Annotated in this window: 18 protein-coding genes and 1 pseudogene; 8 read left to right on the top strand and 11 right to left on the bottom strand. The window is 66.5% G+C overall.

Annotated elements, in window-relative coordinates:
- Positions 1-155: 155 nt before the first annotated feature.
- A pseudogene (locus QTI45_RS29315) lies at positions 156-620 on the top strand (ATP-dependent DNA ligase); the annotation flags it as partial.
- Between the two features lie 62 nt (positions 621-682).
- Here QTI45_RS29315 and QTI45_RS29310 read toward each other — a convergent pair.
- From QTI45_RS29310 to QTI45_RS29275, 7 genes are all read right to left on the bottom strand, one after another.
- Positions 683-940 carry a hypothetical protein gene (locus QTI45_RS29310; protein WP_286372161.1) on the bottom strand — a complete coding sequence of 86 codons (258 nt, stop codon included), beginning with the start codon at positions 938-940 and terminating at the stop codon, positions 683-685.
- Between the two features lie 162 nt (positions 941-1,102).
- Positions 1,103-2,140: a metallophosphoesterase gene (locus QTI45_RS29300; protein WP_353621341.1), complete on the bottom strand. Its 1,038-nt coding sequence runs from the start codon at positions 2,138-2,140 to the stop codon at positions 1,103-1,105.
- Between the two features lie 6 nt (positions 2,141-2,146).
- Complete coding sequence (locus QTI45_RS29295) at positions 2,147-2,557, bottom strand: helix-turn-helix domain-containing protein (protein WP_286372162.1); 411 nt, start codon at positions 2,555-2,557, stop codon at positions 2,147-2,149.
- On the bottom strand, positions 2,554-3,399 hold the full coding sequence (locus QTI45_RS29290) for a metallophosphoesterase (RefSeq protein WP_286372163.1): 846 nt from the start codon (positions 3,397-3,399) through the stop codon (positions 2,554-2,556). Before QTI45_RS29290 ends, QTI45_RS29295 begins: the two co-directional genes overlap by 4 nt.
- Positions 3,396-3,896 carry a hypothetical protein gene (locus QTI45_RS29285; protein ID WP_286372164.1) on the bottom strand — a complete coding sequence of 167 codons (501 nt, stop codon included), beginning with the start codon at positions 3,894-3,896 and terminating at the stop codon, positions 3,396-3,398. The genes QTI45_RS29290 and QTI45_RS29285 overlap by 4 nt, the downstream gene beginning before the upstream one ends.
- A 5-nt stretch (positions 3,897-3,901) precedes the next feature.
- Positions 3,902-5,278, bottom strand: a complete 1,377-nt coding sequence (locus tag QTI45_RS29280) for an AAA family ATPase (protein WP_286372165.1) — start codon at positions 5,276-5,278, stop codon at positions 3,902-3,904.
- 628 nt (positions 5,279-5,906) lie between these two features.
- Entirely contained in the window at positions 5,907-6,713 is an 807-nt protein-coding gene (locus tag QTI45_RS29275) for a helix-hairpin-helix domain-containing protein (protein ID WP_286372166.1), read from the bottom strand.
- A gap of 83 nt (positions 6,714-6,796) precedes the next feature.
- Between QTI45_RS29275 and QTI45_RS29270 the strand changes: the two genes are divergently transcribed.
- Complete coding sequence (locus QTI45_RS29270) at positions 6,797-7,378, top strand: KpsE/RkpR family capsule polysaccharide export protein (RefSeq protein ID WP_286372356.1); 582 nt, start codon at positions 6,797-6,799, stop codon at positions 7,376-7,378.
- Between the two features lie 545 nt (positions 7,379-7,923).
- Here the strand turns inward: QTI45_RS29270 and QTI45_RS29260 are convergent.
- Positions 7,924-8,268, bottom strand: a complete 345-nt coding sequence (locus QTI45_RS29260; RefSeq protein ID WP_286372167.1) for a hypothetical protein — start codon at positions 8,266-8,268, stop codon at positions 7,924-7,926.
- A gap of 285 nt (positions 8,269-8,553) precedes the next feature.
- Here QTI45_RS29260 and QTI45_RS29255 point away from each other — a divergent pair, with 285 nt between their 5' ends.
- Together QTI45_RS29255 and QTI45_RS29250 are read left to right on the top strand one after the other, a co-directional pair.
- The gene (locus tag QTI45_RS29255; RefSeq protein ID WP_286372168.1) at positions 8,554-8,706 is read left to right on the top strand and encodes a hypothetical protein; all 153 of its coding nucleotides are present in this window, start codon (positions 8,554-8,556) and stop codon (positions 8,704-8,706) included.
- A 214-nt stretch (positions 8,707-8,920) separates the two neighbouring features.
- Positions 8,921-10,768 (top strand): phosphoenolpyruvate carboxykinase (GTP), encoded by a 1,848-nt coding sequence (locus QTI45_RS29250; RefSeq protein WP_286372169.1) that lies wholly within the window; start codon positions 8,921-8,923, stop codon positions 10,766-10,768.
- Positions 10,769-10,834: 66 nt separating this feature from the next.
- Here the strand turns inward: QTI45_RS29250 and QTI45_RS29245 are convergent, their stop codons facing one another.
- Positions 10,835-11,380, bottom strand: coding sequence for a hypothetical protein (locus QTI45_RS29245; protein ID WP_286372170.1), 546 nt, complete (start codon positions 11,378-11,380; stop codon positions 10,835-10,837).
- A gap of 107 nt (positions 11,381-11,487) precedes the next feature.
- Here QTI45_RS29245 and QTI45_RS29240 point away from each other — a divergent pair, with 107 nt between their 5' ends.
- Positions 11,488-12,462 carry a LysR family transcriptional regulator gene (locus tag QTI45_RS29240; protein ID WP_286372171.1) on the top strand — a complete coding sequence of 325 codons (975 nt, stop codon included), beginning with the start codon at positions 11,488-11,490 and terminating at the stop codon, positions 12,460-12,462.
- A gap of 3 nt (positions 12,463-12,465) precedes the next feature.
- Here QTI45_RS29240 and QTI45_RS29235 read toward each other — a convergent pair whose 3' ends face one another.
- The gene (locus QTI45_RS29235) at positions 12,466-12,639 is read right to left on the bottom strand and encodes a hypothetical protein (RefSeq protein WP_286372172.1); all 174 of its coding nucleotides are present in this window, start codon (positions 12,637-12,639) and stop codon (positions 12,466-12,468) included.
- A gap of 121 nt (positions 12,640-12,760) precedes the next feature.
- Between QTI45_RS29235 and QTI45_RS29230 the strand changes: the two genes are divergently transcribed.
- Complete coding sequence (locus QTI45_RS29230; protein WP_286372173.1) at positions 12,761-13,579, top strand: metallophosphoesterase; 819 nt, start codon at positions 12,761-12,763, stop codon at positions 13,577-13,579.
- Positions 13,580-13,606: 27 nt separating this feature from the next.
- Here QTI45_RS29230 and QTI45_RS29225 read toward each other — a convergent pair whose 3' ends face one another.
- Positions 13,607-15,154: an alkaline phosphatase D family protein gene (locus tag QTI45_RS29225; RefSeq protein ID WP_286372174.1), complete on the bottom strand. Its 1,548-nt coding sequence runs from the start codon at positions 15,152-15,154 to the stop codon at positions 13,607-13,609.
- Positions 15,155-15,209: 55 nt separating this feature from the next.
- Here QTI45_RS29225 and QTI45_RS29220 point away from each other — a divergent pair, with 55 nt between their 5' ends.
- Positions 15,210-16,439: a spore maturation protein gene (locus tag QTI45_RS29220; RefSeq protein ID WP_286372175.1), complete on the top strand. Its 1,230-nt coding sequence runs from the start codon at positions 15,210-15,212 to the stop codon at positions 16,437-16,439.
- Between the two features lie 44 nt (positions 16,440-16,483).
- Positions 16,484-17,020: a flavin reductase family protein gene (locus tag QTI45_RS29215; RefSeq protein WP_286372176.1), complete on the top strand. Its 537-nt coding sequence runs from the start codon at positions 16,484-16,486 to the stop codon at positions 17,018-17,020.
- Positions 17,021-17,034 lie beyond the last annotated feature (14 nt).

The following is a 17,034-nucleotide window of genomic DNA, read 5'->3' as shown; positions in this document are numbered from 1 at the left end:
GGTGGAAAATGCAAAAAATCGGGGAGACCGGGGGCCCTTTGGGCCTCCCCCTGGCGCCTTTCTAGCCCTCCCCGGGAGGCACTGAGGTCCCCCCGGGGGATGCCCCTGGCGCCCTCCAAAGAAGACGTCGCTGCGGGGGCGCCGATGCGACCCGGTGGTTCCCAGAGGTAAGCAAAAGTCTGGCCCGCGTCCCGGGTGGTCCCTACATCACCGACGGGGAGGTTTGCGTTTTCGATGACCTCGGGCGCAGCGACTTCGACCGACTCCAGACCCGGGCGCAGCGCAGACGCTGGGTCGACGGCGGCGACCCCGTCGGTTACGCCATCTTCGACCTGATGGTCGATCACGGCATAGATGTCACAGGTCAGACGCTCCTGCAGCGCAAGGCGCTCCTGGCCGAGCGGCTCGACCCATGTCCCGACAACGTCCTGGCGGTCGGCTACTTCGAAGTCGACATCGAACGCGTCTTCAATGAGGCCGTCCTCGGCCTGAAGCTGGAGGGCCTGGTCGCCAAGCGAGTCGACAGCCTTTACGTACCGGGCGTGAGGTCAGCCGACTGGGTGAAGGTGAAGCGCAAGGGTGCCGTGCCGCCGGAGCGCTTCAAGCGCAAGGGCCGCTAGTTGCAGCAGGCCGCTTCCCAGCTCTCTATAGGGGTGATGGACGGTCCATCAGCACCCGCCGCTCACTTGTACTTGCGGGACAGGTTCCCAGTGGCCGTAAAGATCCCAGCGCGTTTTGCAGCCTTGACCACATCAGCTGGCGTGATCTTGCGAGCGCCCTGGGATGGTGCCGTGGAGTTGTTCAACTTGTCGCGCGCCGCCGCAAAGACGCCAGAGGATGAGAGCACCAAGCCTTTGACTTTCGGGGGGGAGGCGGAAGCTCGCGACGTCGTCGGCAGCTTGCGCTTGACCTGCGAGGGCTTGGTGGCAACGTCTGTCATGGTTCCCAGTTTCCCACAGGGAGGCGTGGTGCATAGCGTTGCAACCGAGCTTTCCAGAGGATCTCTTCGTGGTCGCGGGTCATCACGCTATCCGAGTCGGAGGACTCAAAGGGGGTGTGGGACGGTCCCACACCCCTTCCATGAACGCCTTGGCAGCCCCCATCAGGCAACACCGCCGTGTCGAATCATGTTGAGAATCGAGCGTACCTTCTCCAACCCACCCCGGGCAGCGAACTCTGCTGGCGATTGGCCTTGAAGAAGCTCATGCGGCTTGCTCAACCACATCTGCGCATGTGCTCCGAACACCTGAGCAGCAAGCGTCGGCAAGTCCTGCTCTAACTTATCCAGGTCGATCTCCGGTGCCGACGTCCCGATCTGTACCACCAGTCCAGCGTTGAAATCCTTGTTCTCGAACTCCCCGTGCCAGTTCATGTAGCCGCGCGGATTGGAGAGCACGCGACAGCCGTCCACCTGGTAGTCGAAGCTGTTATGTGTGTGCCCGTGCACCCACAGGACCGGCACCTTGAAGAACTCAGGAAGCATCTCGTTGACGAAGCCGCCAGAGGACCAGTCCTCAGCGAATCGGGGCGCCAGGGACTTCCGATGCGGCGCGTGGTGGGTCACCACCACCGTGGGCCCATCGAACGGCTCAGCGAGCTTCCTGCGCAGCCAGGAGCGGTGCCGCCGGTGGATTTGGAGTGTGTCCATCGGCACCAGGCGCCGCGTGCCACGCGAATTCGAGGTGTTCGGGTCCTCGACGCGGATGGCAGAGTAGTCGGCCAGGTAGCGCGCGCTTTCGGTCATCGAGCGATATCGGTCCGACAGCAGGCGCACTGGCTGCCCAGCAAAGCCGGGGTTGTCGATGCGCAGGCTGAAGTCGGTCCACAACGTGCAGCCCAGGAAGCGCACGCCGGCGATCACGACCTCATCGCAATCAAGGAAGTGAACACCCTGCTCCTTCGCCTGGCGGCGCATCTCCGCCTCTTCCTGATCCAGCACGGACTCGTAGTACTCATGATTGCCGGCGACGTGAACGATGGGTTTGTCGCCAAAACGCTCTGGGTTTCGAAGCCAGCGCGCGATCAATCGGCCAGGCGCGACGATGTCGCCCGCCAGGATGGCCACGTCGTAGTCCAGGCCCTTCGGTAGCTCGAAGGTCTCGAATTCGGCATGAAGGTCAGAAAGGATCAGGAGCTTCATCTTCGATCAGTGCGCGTCGCTGATGGCTGCGGCGAGGACACGCTCTATCGCCGTACCTCGTTCGAGCGCCACTCGCGGTGTCAAGCCGTCCAGTGCGGCTGCCGGCGTCTCAAGGAAGACGAGGATCAGCCACGGCTCCTGCGTGCCCAGAGCTCTGCCGACGAGCTGAATTGCTGACCAGGCAGACGGCTCAAACTGCCAACGGGGAATCCTCAGCGTTCCGTCGGGGCCGGCAATGCCAATACACCGGCCGCCACTGATCCACGTGGCGATCGTCGAAGCATCCACGTTCAGGAGCGAGGCAGCCTCAGAGACGGAGATCATGTCGGCCGCTCGGAGGCGTTCGTGGCGGTACTTTTCGCCCTCACGAAGCAAAGCTGCAGTCTCTGCGACCGTGCCGTAGAGATCCTTGGTCATGCCACAAGTCCATCTTTGCAATCTGGCAATTGGAGCACCAGACCAGGATCAAATGTCTGGTTTTCCGTTCTGCCGCTCCAGTTCACGTAGCCGCGGGGGTTGCTCACGACGCGGCAAGAACCCACCCGATAGTCAAAACTCTGGTGCGTGTGGCCGTGCACCCAAAGCACCGGCACATCGAAGAACGCCTCCGGCAGCTCGTTCACGAAGGCGCCCGACACCCAGTCGTTGGCGTATCGCTGCGCGAGCGAGCCGCGATGCGGCGCATGGTGGGTGACGACCACAGTGGGCCCATCGAACGGCTCTGAGAGCTTCTGGCTCAGCCATCTGCGCTGGTTCAGGTGAATTTGGCGCGTCTCCTCGGCCTTGAGCTTTCGTCCGTGGCGAGCGCGCCAAGTATCTGGCTCTGCGAGCTCGTCGGCAGCTCGGATCAGAGCGTAGTCATTCATGAGGTTCGTTGCCTTCCCCATGCTCACAGCTGCGTCGCTACGCCGACCACCTGGTGTGTCAATTGCGAGCTCGAAATCGGTCCAGAGCGTCGCGCCGAGGAAACGCACACCGTCGATCACCAGTTCGTCGCCATCGAGTAGACGCACCTGGCCACCAACGGCCGCGGCGCGTGCCTCGGACAGGGCCAGGTCCATCCGACTGTCGTAGTACTCATGATTGCCAGGCACGTAGATCACCGGCCTGCCGGCGAAACGCGCCTCGGCCCACTGGACGGCGCGCCGGCCAGGAGAATGGATGTCTCCGGCGAGGACCACGACGTCGAATTCGAGCGCCTGCGGCGGTTCGAAGGGCTCGAACTCGAGGTGCAGGTCGGACAGGATCAGCAACTTCATGGCTTCACTTGAGCGGCTGGGCCGTTGAAACCGTCGAGAAGCTCCGACGTCGATGTGACCACGACGCCCTCGGGCAATGGAACCAGGAAGTTCTGCTTGCGAGCCATGCTGTCCTCGAACACGAGGAGGACGCCGAAGTCAGCATTCTCAAGCTCCCGAGCCAGAACCTCTGCGGCCGCTTGCTCGCCGCGATCCTTCGTTTTGGCCAGAGGGTTCGCCCCGCGCAGACCCTCGAACTCCTCGAACACTTCGGTGCTCGCGATCCGCACGCGAAGTTCGTTTGCGCGGATCCAGTCGGTCACCTCTCGTGCGCCCGGCTTGTCGAGGTCACGAATGACCTCGAACTGGACCATATCGGGAATGATCACCGGCAAGCCGGGGATAAAAAGGGCGTCGAGCGCTGCGCCGGCGGCCAGGGTGATCAACGGACCGGAGCCCGTCACGATGAGCGCGAGAGGCTTCATTCGCCGCAGGACGGGTGGCGTGCTGGCGTTCATCTCCATCAGCTCCTGACCACGAAGACGGAAATCTCGTCACCGCCGCCGTCTTTCGGCTGGCGGGACGTCGTCGCAACCTGCGCGTGCGGCTTCGGCGCATCGAAGTCACGATCCTCGAAATGACGACGCCCCTCGTAGGCGGCTGCGCCCAGGGCCCGCTCGGTGGCCATGCGAATCTGGCGCGGCGTCATCCATGCCAGACGGCAGATCTGGAGGTCCGTCGGACGTGCGAACGTCGCGCGCACCTCCTCCGACGGCAGCATCCGTTCGAGCGTCGACTGAAAAATGCTGTGCGCAAGCACCAGGCGCCCGTCGATGTCCGGCTCCTCGATGAAGAACTCAAGAAAGCGCGAGCGCACCGGTGCGGCAATCCGGCCAGCGTCGTTTGCCGTGGCTATGTACACCACGTGGCTCGCGTCGAACTCAAAGTCGATGCTGACGTCCTTGACCCTCGATGCCGTCACCGGCTCGAGCAAGGAGAGCAACGCGTCTACCGGACGGTGACTGCCTTCATTGGCGCATTTGTCGACCTCATCTAGCAGGACAACGGGGTTTGCCCTTTCCCCCAGGACGATGAGTTCCCACAGGGCGCCCACGGACGAGTTGGCCCAGTGCCGGTCCGAACCTCTAAGGGGAGAATTGGACTGTGCGTTGTCGAACGACTGCCGATGGATCGCCGTCTGGAGAATCTCCGCTAGGCGATGCGTGAAGTGCGTCTTGCCAACACCCGGCGCGCCCAACAGCAAGATCGGCTGCAGCGTCGGCGGTCGACCTGAGAGGTCGGCTAGTGCCATGGCACGCTGAATTGTGTCGACAACCATAGCGAAGTGAGGCATTTCCGCGGCGAGCTGCTGCAGATCTTCCCTCCACGCCCGCGGCCTCGCGATCGAGCGCCACGGTCCGTTGCCCATCGCCTTGGCAAAGTGCCGCAGATCTCGCGTGATGATCTCTTTGTCCGCCGTCGCCGGGTTCTTCTTCAGCGACTCAAACCGCTTGCGTGCTGCATCCCAGTCGAAGACTGCGACTGTGCCCGGCGGCGCCGGCGGCAACTCGTCCGGGACGGTCAGGGCCTGCGCAGCCTGCAATGGCGTCTGGAAACTGCGAGTGATGGGCGGAGGTGGAGGTGCGGGCTTCGACAGGCGCTCCTCTTCCGCCGCCTTCACCCGCGCTCTGTAGGCAGCGTCGTCTTCGGCTCTCTTGCGCTCAGCCTCTTCGAACGCCAGTCGCTCGCGTTCGAGCGTTTCAACCTCGAGTTGCTCGAGGAGCGAGTTTGGAAGAAGGAACGGCTTGCAAAACTCGCCGGCGACGTCGCCGTGATCGGCGTGAATGCCGTACCCGGCGGGGGCGTTGATTTTTCTCTTTTCGCTCTTCTTGCTGACCATTCTGGACTCCTTGGCGGAGCCGATCGGTCAGCTCCTTAAGACGGGGAAACGAGGTGGAGGAGAGGCGATGTCGCCGCTACTGCCTGATTCGAGGCACGGGTCGACGAACCGGTGCAAATCGTCATGCGCACAGCCATGCGCGCGTCGATAGCGACGCGAATGGTGGTGGCGGTTGAGCTCAACATGACGAAGGTCTTAAGGGCTTGGATTGCCAAACAATCTTATCGCTGAGCATCTGGGCGCGGCAACTTCCAACGTCGGCAAAAGCCAACACTCGGTCTAGGTTCGCGTAACGTCTGCGGTATCACCCTGAGTCCGAGGGCCAACGCGTTCATCAGGGACGAGCCTGTAGAGAGAGCGGCGCACCCCGCCTCGAACGCAGCGGTCCAAGTGCTGAAGGACTGCTCTGATGCGTCGAGTTCTCCCCATACGCTGGCGTCCTCGGTTGACTCCATCAAAATCCAATGGAACAAACCGGGTTCCGGCTCATCGACGCTAAGCGAAATTTGGCGAAGGTGGTTTGTGCTTTGCATCGTCATAGTGTGAAGCATCATCTCGGCGCGGCGCCACTGGGTACTTCGGAGTGCGTGAAGGGGGTAGAGGCAGGACCGTCGCAACCTCTCGAAGGTCAGCGAAAGTCTCTGCTGGATGTCCGAAGCGTCCCGAGCAACGACGTGTGGTCGACCAGCTTCGTGGCCACCAGCGACTGGACGCCCTTCTCGCTCTGCCAGGTGCCCTCGACGCTCAGGAGCTTGGCGCCGAGCAGGACCGTGCGCTGTTCTTCCGCTACCTGTGGCCACACGATGATGTTGACCGTGCCGGTCTCGTCCTCGAGCGTGGCGAAGACGACGCCATTGGCCGTGCTCGGCCGTTGCCGGTGCGTGACGATCCCGCTGGCGCGCACCTTCTGGCGATCCTTCGCGCGAACCCGCAAGTCCTCAGAGCTCTTGATGCCCCATTCGGTGAGCTGGGGCCGAATGATCGCAAGCGGATGCCGGCGCAGGCTCAGACCCACGGATCCGTAGTCGTCGGCGATCTCGGACCCCTCCTCGGGCGTCGGGAACTGAATCTCCTCTTCGAAGGTGCGCGCTTGGCGCAGCATCTTGGTCGGCCGCGTGTCCACGCCCTTGGCGGCCCACACCGCGTCGGGCTGGCGACCGGCCAAGCCGAGCAGCGCATCTGCGCTCGACAGGCACTTGAGGTCGTGGGCATCGAGTTGCGCACGCATCGCCAGGTCCTCGACGCTAGCGAAAGACTTCTGCACACGCGCCGCGACGATGCGCTGCACCGCCTCCTCACGCATGCCGTTGATTCGACCCAAGCCCAGGCGTACCGCGCGCAGCGGTTGCTCGTAGGTGCTGTCCCAGCGAGCCGAGGCTGCGCCCTGCACGGGCTCCTCCAAGGTCGAGTCCCATTCGCTGATCGTCACGTCCACCGGGCGCACGACGACCCCAGGCGTTCGACCCGTCCACCGCGCAGGCCATCGCCAAGGCCCTGCTCGAGGAAGGAGAGGCCTTCATGAACGAGATGGGCCACCGCCTGGCGCGCGAGCAAGTCGCGTTTCTCGAACAGCAGGTTGCGCAAAGCGGCGAGCGCGCCCTGGTCGCGCGGCGCGCGCTGCTGGACTTCCAGAACAAGACCGGCCTGATCTCCCCCCAAGCGAAGGCCGGGAGCCTGGTCGCGATCGGGGCGCGCCTCGAGGGGCAGATTTCCGAGCTCAAGGCACGCAAGGCCGCAATGCTCGGCTACCTCAGCCCGCAGGCGCCTGACGTGGCGCAGATCGATCTTCAGATCGGCGCTCTCGAGCGGCAACTTGGCGCGGAGCAGAAGCGGCTCGCGGCGCCCCAGGGCAGCACGCTGAACAGCAGGGTCGAGGAGTACCAGCGGCTGGAACTCGAGTCGACGTTCGCGCAGGACGTGTACCGGACTTCACTGGTCGGGCTGGAGAAAGGGCGCATCGAGGTGGGCCGCACGCTCAAGAAGATCTCGGTGCTGCAGAGCCCGAGCCTGTTCCCCTGCGGATCGACGGTGAGCGCCGAATCGAACTCGAAGGCGCCCCACAGGCGCACCTGCAGGCTGTCGCCGCCGGCCACCAGGTAGTCGGGATTGAACTGGGTGGCGCCCGCATTGGCGAAGGCCCCGGTAAAGAGCTGCGTCCCGAAGACGTCGCTCTGGAGATTGGCGCGATAGTCCAGACCCTGCGGAGTGGTCGGCACCACCTGCGGGACCGGGGCTGGCGCAGCGGCCGTGGGGCCGCGGGCCGGCGCCGCACTCTGCATGGCTCGACCGCGTCGAAGATGACGGAGTCGCCGGCGAAGTCGGTCGAACCAGCGGCAGCGGCACTCCGGTTCAAACCTTGCGCGGAGGCAAGCCCCGGGAAAGAAACTGCCAGCAGGGCCAAGACGGCCAAACGGCGAAAACTAAGCACGAAGTTCATCAAGGGAAAGGCATCGGTGGCGGGGCCGTTCGCATCCGATGCGCGAGCTGATCGGGCAGTCGGGCATGGGGGGACGGGATTGGTAGCGCCTCGGCACTCTCCGCGGGAGGCCGCCCTGGATCTCTGGGTCCAGGCGATTCGGGAGCCGTGTCTGTCGCTCAGGGAGCGGACATCGAGCCCGAACCGGAGCGCAGTGGCAAGGGCAGGGTCAGTGTTGCGTGGTGAGCGATGGAGTCGGGAGGGATGAGGCTCGCGCAGGAGGCCAGGACGGATCGATGCGAGTCGCGTCGACGATGTAGACCGGCGACAGCGATGCGCTGTCCGCCACGGCGATGCGCACCCGGTGCGCGGCATGGCCCGGCACGCCCAGGCCTTCGAGCCAAGACCCCTTGCAGTTGCGCGGCAGCCGGCGCCACTCTTCCTTGGTCATGTGCAGGAAGCCGGGGCCCGGGTAGTTGAGGATCTTGCGTCGCTTGGCGGCACCGGCGGCGGGTGCCTGGCCGCGGGCGCGCGCGCACGCCGGGGCGGCTTCGCCAGCCTCGGTGATACTCATGGTTTCCGCCCGACCGTTGTCTAAGTAACTCATGGGAGGCGAGGTTAGGTCGCGCCCCGGCTTCTGTATGTCGTCCGCGCCCGCCCCAACCGATGGGCCATTTCCGGAATTGATGACGAAACTTCCGATGCGCCGGGCCATGTCTCTGGCGCACCACATCTTCGTCCATGATCGATGCCCCGCAGGATTCCGGCGGACGGGCCCGAGGCTCTGGCAACCCCCTAGACCGCAGCCTGCGTACCAGCCGGTAAAATGGCCCCAGTCTTGCGAACCCAAGGAATTCCCATGTCCAACCCCACCCCCATCGAACCCGGCCATGCCGCCGCCGTCGAACAAGACGCGGTCGAGTCGATCGTTCCCCTGATGCCCCTGGTGCTGCCGCTGGTCGGCGGGGTGCTCATGCTCCTCCTGGCTTCGATCGCCATCTACATGGCCTGAACCGGCATCTCGACCGTGGGCGCACTGCGTGCCGCCTGCGGGTCGTGACCTGCCACGCCCGAGCCGGTCGTCGCCACGACGACCTCCTCCCGGTTCAAACGGGCTTCCATCCGACCTCATCCCTATACGGAAGCGTTTTCTCCAACGGATCTCGACCGCCTCCCGGCGTCGCGTCCCGTTCGAAAAGACGGTTTTCAACTTAGGAGATAGAACGATGAACGCACCGCTGAAGGGTCTCGCCATGCAGGCGCCCTCCTACGTCAAGAACGCGAAACTGATCGCGTGGGTGGCCGAGATGGCCGCTCTGTGCAAGCCCGAACGCATCTACTGGTGCGACGGCAGCCAGGAAGAATACGACCGCCTCTGCCAGTTGATGGTCGACGCCGGCACCTTCAAGAAGCTCAATCCGGCCAAGCGCCCCAACTCCTTCCTCGCCACCTCCGACCCGAGCGACGTCGCCCGCGTCGAAGACCGCACCTACATCTGCTCCGCCAGCAAGGACGAAGCCGGCCCGACCAACAACTGGATGGCACCGGCCGAGATGCGCGCCACGCTGCAGCCCCTGTTCGACGGCTGCATGAAGGGCCGCACGATGTACGTCGTCCCCTTCAGCATGGGCCCGCTGGGCTCGCCGATCGCCCATATCGGCATCGAACTGTCCGACAGCCCGTACGTGGCGGTCAACATGAAGATCATGACCCGCATGGGCCGTGCGGTGTTCGACGTGCTCGGCGACGACGGCGAGTTCGTGCCCTGCGTCCACACGGTCGGCGCGCCGCTGGAAGCCGGCCAGAAGGATGTCGCCTGGCCCTGCAACAAGACCAAGTACATCGTCCACTACCCCGAGACGCGCGAGATCTGGAGCTACGGCTCGGGCTACGGCGGCAACGCGCTGCTGGGCAAGAAGTGCTTCGCCCTGCGCATCGCGTCCAACATGGGCCGCGACGAAGGCTGGCTGGCCGAGCACATGCTGATCCTCGGCGTGACCAACCCGGCCGGCAAGAAGTACCACGTGGCGGCCGCCTTCCCGAGCGCCTGCGGCAAGACCAATTTCGCGATGCTGATCCCGCCGGCCGGCTTCGACGGCTGGAAGGTCACGACCATCGGCGACGACATCGCCTGGATCAAGCCCGGTGCCGACGGCAAGCTTCACGCCATCAACCCCGAGGCCGGCTACTTCGGCGTGGCGCCCGGCACCAACATGCAGACCAACCCGAACTGCATGGCCAGCCTCGACCGCGACGTGATCTTCACCAACGTCGCGCTGACCGACGATGGCGACGTCTGGTGGGAAGGCATGGGCGACGCGCCGGCGCACGCGATCGACTGGCAAGGCAAGGACTGGACGCCGGCGATCGCCAAGGAGACCGGCGCCAAGGCCGCGCACCCGAATGCCCGCTTCACGGTCGGTGCCACCAACAACCCGGCGCTCGACGACGCCTGGGACGACCCGAAGGGCGTGGCCATCGATGCCTTCATCTTCGGCGGCCGCCGCTCGACCACCGTGCCGCTGGTGACCGAAGCCCGCAACTGGGTGGAAGGCGTCTACATGGCCGCGACCATGGGCTCGGAAACCACCGCTGCGGCCGGCGGCCAGCAGGGCGTGGTGCGACGCGATCCGTTCGCGATGCTGCCCTTCGCCGGCTACAACATGAGCGACTACTTCCAGCACTGGCTGGACCTCGGCAAGAAGCTCGAGGCCTCGGGCGCGAAGCTGCCGAAGATCTACACCACCAACTGGTTCCGCAAGGGCGAGGACGGCAAGTTCGTCTGGCCCGGCTACGGCGAGAACATGCGCGTGCTCAAGTGGATGATCGACCGCATCGAGCAGAAGGCCGATGGCACCGAGCACGTGTTCGGCGTCAGCCCGCGCTACGAGGACCTCAACTGGACGGGCCTCGATTTCAGCGCCAAGCAGTTCGACACCGTGACCAGCATCGACAAGGCCGCCTGGCAGGCCGAGCTCAAGCTGCACGCGGAGCTGTTCGAGCAACTGTCGCACCGGCTGCCGCAGGAGTTGCCGGCGACGAAGGCAGCGATCGAGAAGCGCCTCGCGGCCTGAGCCCGGCGAGCGCCCACGAAAAAGCCGCCCGAGGGCGGCTTTTTTGCGTCATGCCCGAGGGCAGGATCAATAGTACTGGCCGAGGTTGACGCGGCGCATCGCTTCGTAGACCGTCGGGATGCGGACGTCGGCGGTGCGCTTCGCGACCAGCGCCAGCGACTGTTCCTTGGCAGTGACCTGCGGCTCGGCGTCGGCCACTTGCTGGTGCGTGGCGATGATGCTGAGCTCGTTCATGATGCGCGGGTCGTACTTGGCATAGGCCAGGAACTTCTCGTCAGCGCGAGCAGCCGCGCGGCGCTTGGCGACATTGCGGGCAGACGCCGCGGCACGGACAGCCAGCGAGCGCGCGGTACCGGCGAACAGCGCCAGGCCGACAAAGGCCACGCCCCACAGCACGACCCAGGCGAGCAGCAGGCCGCCTTCGTCGATGTTCGACATCAGCCGGTCGGCGACGACGAGCAGGGACGACACGATGGCTGCCAGCAGCAACGCTGCCAGGCCACGGGCGCCATCCAGACCGCGGCGGGCGGCGCGGACGCGATCGATCACGGCCTCGGCACGAACGATGCCGGGGTGGGTGACGGGCTTTTCAACGTGGATGAAACTGGTCATGGTGTTCCTCCTGAAAGGACAAGTGGCCGAAGCCGATGGGGTGATATTAGGGGTTACCCTAGTGTTTTGCCACTTTATCTTACTGATGTTTATCATTCACAGGACTTATGGATGTCAACTTTCGCACGCTCGACCTGAACCTGCTCCGCGTCTTCGACGAGGTGATGGCGGAGCGCAACCTCACGCGAGCCGCCCGGAACCTGTCGATCACGCAGCCGGGGGTGAGCAATGCGCTGCGGCGGCTGCGCGAAGTGCTCGGCGACGAGCTGGTGCGCCGGGCCGGGGCCGGCGTGGAACCGACGCCGCGGGCGCTGGCGCTCTGGCCCACCGTGCGCGACGCGTTGCGGCAGCTCCAGCACACGCTGGCACCGGGCGAGTTCGATGCCGGGATCGCCGACACCACCTTCCTGCTGGCCATGGCCGATGCCACCGCGGCCGAATTGATGCCGGGCCTGATCCGGATCGTCGAGCGGGAGGCCCGTGCCGTCTCGCTGCGGGTGTTGCCGCTGACCACGCGGGATCCGCGCCGCATGCTGGAACAGGAAGAGGTCGATGTCGCGATCGGCTACTTTCCGGCCGTGATCGCGAGCCTGGCGGCGCGCGGACAGTCCGGCGTCGGCGAACCCTTCGAGACCCAGCGGCTGTATGTGGGGCAGTACGTGTGCGTGATGCGCCGCGGCCATCCGCTGGCGGACGCGCCGCTGACGCTCGACAGCTTCTGCGCCGCGCGGCACCTGCTGGTGAGCTTCTCGGGCCGGCCCTACGGCTTCATCGACCAGACGCTGGGCGCCCTGGGCCGGGAGCGGCGCATCGTGATCACGGTGAACCAGTTCTTCACGGCCGGCCGGGTGGTCGCCAATTCGGACCTGCTGACCGTGATGCCGCGGCATTTCGCGCGCGTGACCGGCATCGACGACCACCTGGTGCTGCGCGAGCTTCCGTTCGACCAGCCGCTGGTGCACGTGGATGCGCTCTGGCATCGGCGCGCCCAGCATGCGCATGCGCACGGCTGGCTGCGGCAGGCCTTGCTGCGATCGGCCGAAGAGGCGTTCGCGGTATCGCTGCCGGAGCCGGCAGCCTGAGGATCAGCGGACGACCGACAGCCAGGCGCTGGCGGCGGCGCGCAGTTCCTGGGCGTGGTGGGCGTCGAGGCCGGCACGGCTGTCGGCGTTCTGCATCAGGATGGCGGCCGGGCTGGCATCGATGGCCTTGTCGGTCGGGCGGAAAAAGCGGGCCACGAGGGCGATGAGGTGAAACATGATGGTGCGCTGCCCACGAGGCGGCGCGGAGTGACGATGCACCAAGATTAAGGGTTTTCCCCAATCTTTCAAGCGAGACGTCATGCACAAAAGGCATAACCGTATCCTCTAGACTGCATCCATGAAGCTTCAACTGCTTTCGGACCTCCATATCGAGGTGCATCCGCACCTTCAGATCGCACCCGCGGCCGGCGCCGACCTGCTGGTGCTGGCGGGCGACATCGGCTCCTACCAGGAGGGGTCGTCGCTGGTCGAGCCGGATTTCGGGCTGGCCCGCTTCTCGCCGCGCCGCGGCTGGCCGACGCCCGTGATCTATGTGCCGGGAAACCACGAGTACGACAACGCCGATTTCGACGCGGTGCACCACCGGCTGCGCGAGACCTGCGAGGTGCTGGACATTCAATGGCTGGAGCGCGAGACCCTCGTCATCGACGGCGTGCGCTTCGTCGGCACCACGCTGTGGGCCGACTTCGACGCCCTGGTCGAGGCTGGCGACGGCCTGGCCGACGCGCTCAGGAAGCGCGGCAAGGCGATGCGCGCCGCCAACTTCTACTTGCAGAAAGCCGCCACCCAGCGCGCTGGCAAGATCTTCCTGGCCGAAGAACTGAGGGAGCACTCACTGACATGTCAGGCTTGGCTGCGCGAGGCACTGGCCCAGCCCTTCGAAGGCACGACCGTGGCGATCACGCACTTCGCGCCGACCCTGGCGAGCGCCGATCCGCGCTACGGCCTGAGCCCGGGGACGGCGGGCTTCTGCAACAGCCTCGACGATCTGCTGCCGCAGGCCGATCTCTGGCTGCACGGCCACCTGCACTGCCAGTTCGACTATGTGAAGGACGGCTGCCGCGTGGTCGCCAATCCGCTGGGCTACCTGGGCAAGGGGGAGCAGGACGACTTCGATCCGGACTTGCTCATCGAGGTACCCCCCCGACGGCGCTGACGCAGGGGCACAGGTTCCGCCGGGCTTTCACCCCGCCGGGTGCACGCCGGCGCGGCCGGCCTCGACCTCGAAACGGACCTCGGTCTCGAAGCGCGCCTCGGCCGGCACCGGGTGGGCGGTGGTGCGGAATTCGCAGCGCAGCGCGGCGGGCGTGAGCTCGATCAGCGCATGGCCGCGGCGGTCGCCGCGCGCGTGGATCACATCGGGATTGTCTCGCCGCAGGCGGGCCATGGCGGCCGCGCCGGCGCCGCGCGAAGTGACCGACCCGCCCACGAATTCGCTGGCCATGACCGGCGAGTCCGGGTCGTTGGGTCGCACCCGCAAGTCGGCCGCCACGTGGCGATGGACGTCGCCGCCCAGCACCACGAGGTTGCCCACGCCGGCATCGACCGCGCCCTGCAGCAGCCGGCGTCGCGCTTCGGGGTAGCCGTCCCAGCCGTCGGTCCAGGTCCGGCGTCCCTCGGGCGAGTCGATGCCGGTGGCGCTCATCTGGCTGGACTGGCCGAGCAGGTTCCAGCGCCGCTTGGCGCCGGCCAAGCCATCGGCCAGCCAGCGCTCCTGCCCGGCGCCGAGCATCGTCCGCGCGGGATCGGCCAGCTCGGCGCAGCCAGTCACGCTGCGCCCGGCGTCGTGCGCCGGATCGGGGCAGGCATGGTGGCTGCGATGCTGGCGGCAATCGAGGGTCCACAGCTCGGCCAGCCGGCCCCAGGCGAAGCGCTCGTGGATGCGCATGGCGGCACCCTGCGGCGGCACGGCCAGCGGCATGTGCTCGAAATAGGCCTGGTAGGCCGCGGCACGGCGGCGAAGGAATCGCGCCGCGTCGTCGTGCGCCGGCTCGCGGTCGCCGGTGTAGTCGTTGACCACCTCGTGGTCGTCCCAGGTCAGGATCCACGGATGCGCGGCATGGGCGGCCTGCAGGTCGGGGTCGCGCTTGTAGAGCGCATGCCGCTCGCGGTAGGCCGCCAGCGTGTGCGGCGTCGGCGCGCCGTGCTGGCGCAGCGTATAGGCGGGATTGCTGCCTTCGTAGATGTAGTCGCCGACGAAAAGCACGAAGTCGAGATCGCGCCCCGCGATATCGCGGTGCGCGGCGAAGAAGCCCTGTTCGTAGTGCTGGCAGGAGGCGAGAGCGAGCCGCAGGCGGCGCACGTCCGCGTCCGGTGCCGGCGCGGTGCGGGTATGGCCGACCGCGCTCGCTGCATCGCCGCAGCGAAAGCGATACCAGTAGTCGCGCTGCGGCTGCAGGCCTTGCGCGGCGACGTGCACGCTGAAGCCGCGCGCTGCATCGGTCGCGATGTCGCCGCGGGCGACGACGCGCTGGAGCGCCGCATCGGTCGCGATCTCGTACTGCACGACGCAGGTGGTGCCGGCGATGCGGTCCAGGTCCTCCGCGTCGGGCGCCAGGCGGGTCCACAGCACCACGCCGTCGGGGCGCGGCTGGCCGCTCGCGACACCGAGCGTGAAGGGATCGGCCCGCCAGCGCCCAGCCGGCTGCGCGCGCCCGGTCAGCGGCACGGCCCAGGCCCCGAGCGCCAGCCACAAGGCTGCGCGATTCAACTCCCTGCGACGCAAATTCATGGGCGCATTGTCGCGCCCCCTATGATCGGCGCGCATTCGCAACCAGGGGATCGGCGTGCTCAACGGACTGTGGCTTGGCTTCTTTCTGACCGCGGCGGCGGCGGCGCTGGGCCGCTGGCTGCTGGGCGGCGACGCCAGCGTGTTCGCCGCCATGGTCGAGAGCCTGTTCGCGATGGCCAAGCTCTCGGTCGAGGTGATGGTGCTCTTGTTCGGCACGCTCACGCTGTGGCTCGGCTTCCTGCGCATCGCCGAGGCTGCGGGCATCGTCGACCGGCTGGCGCGGCTGCTGGGGCCGCTGTTCCGCCGCCTGATGCCCGAGGTGCCGGCCGGGCATCCGGCGCTCGGGCTGATCACGCTCAATTTCGCCGCCAACGCGCTCGGCCTGGACAACGCCGCGACGCCGATCGGGCTCAAGGCGATGCGCGAGCTGCAGACCCTCAACCCGAGCAAGGACACGGCCAGCAACGCGCAGATCCTGTTCCTGGTGCTCAATGCCTCCTCGCTGACGCTGCTGCCGGTGACGATCTTCATGTACCGCGCACAGCAGGGCGCGGCCGATCCGACGCTGGTGTTCCTGCCGATCCTGCTGGCGACCAGCGCCTCGACGCTGGTCGGGCTGCTGTCGGTGGCCTTCATGCAGCGGCTGCGGCTGTGGGAACCGGTGGTGCTGGCCTACCTGCTGCCCGGCGCGCTGCTGCTCGGCGGCTTCATGGCGCTGCTGGCGACGCTGTCGGCCGCGGCGCTGGCCACGCTCTCTTCGCTGCTCGGCAACCTGACGCTGTTCGGCCTGATCGTCGGCTTCCTGCTGGTCGGCGCGATCCGCAGGATCAAGGTCTACGAGTGCTTCATCGAGGGCGCGAAAGAAGGTTTCGACGTCGCGAAGAACCTGCTGCCCTACCTGATCGCGATGCTGTGCGCGGTCGGCGTGCTGCGGGCCTCCGGCGCGCTCGACCTGGCGCTCGAAGGGATCCGCTGGACCGTGGCGCTGACCGGTTGGGACACCCGATTCGTCGACGCGCTGCCGACCGCGCTGGTCAAGCCCTTCTCGGGCAGCGCGGCGCGCGCGATGCTGATCGAGACCATGCAGAGCCAGGGCGTCGACAGCTTCGCCGCGCTGGTGGCGGCCATCATCCAGGGCAGCACCGAAACCACTTTCTACGTGCTGGCCGTGTACTTCGGCGCGGTCGGCATCCAGCGGGCGCGCCATGCGGTGGGCTGTGCGCTGCTGGCGGAATTGGCCGGCGTCGTGGCCGCGATCGGGGTCGGCTACTGGTTCTTCGGCTGAGCGTCGGAGCCGGCGACAGACCGGCGCGCGGCCGATCGGCCAAAATGGGCCTCCAACTGCACTGCTTTCCCGTGACCGCTCCCGTCCAGGCGCAACCGCCTTCCTTCTCCATCGGCGAATTCCGCGCATCGCTCGGCATGTTCGCGACCGGCGTGACCATCGTCACCGCACGGGCCGCCAACGGCACGCTGGTGGGCCTGACGGCCAACTCCTTCAATTCGGTCTCGCTCGATCCGCCGCTGGTGCTGTGGAGCCTGGCGCGCAGTGCCGCCTCGATGGCGGCCCTGCGCACCGGCTCGCACTACGCGGTCAACATCCTCGCCGCCGACCAGAAGAGCCTCGCAGAGCGGTTCGCGACCAAGAACGTCGATCGCTGGCGCGATGTCGCCTACACCGAGGGCATCGGCGGCGCGCCGGTGCTGGTGGGCGCGGCGGCCAGCTTCGAGTGCTTCAACCGCAGCCGCTATGACGAGGGCGACCACGTGATCTTCGTCGGCGAGGTCGAGCGCTGCTCGCACCGCGCGGGCGCGTCGCCGCTGCTGTTCCACGGCGGACGCTTCTACACGGAGCATCCGCTTTGAAGGCGACGCCGGCG

It is taken from the genome of Variovorax saccharolyticus, from assembly GCF_030316765.1.
Taxonomy (GTDB): Bacteria; Pseudomonadota; Gammaproteobacteria; order Burkholderiales; family Burkholderiaceae_C; genus Variovorax; species Variovorax saccharolyticus.
This window is presented reverse-complemented; position numbering and strand designations above follow the sequence as displayed.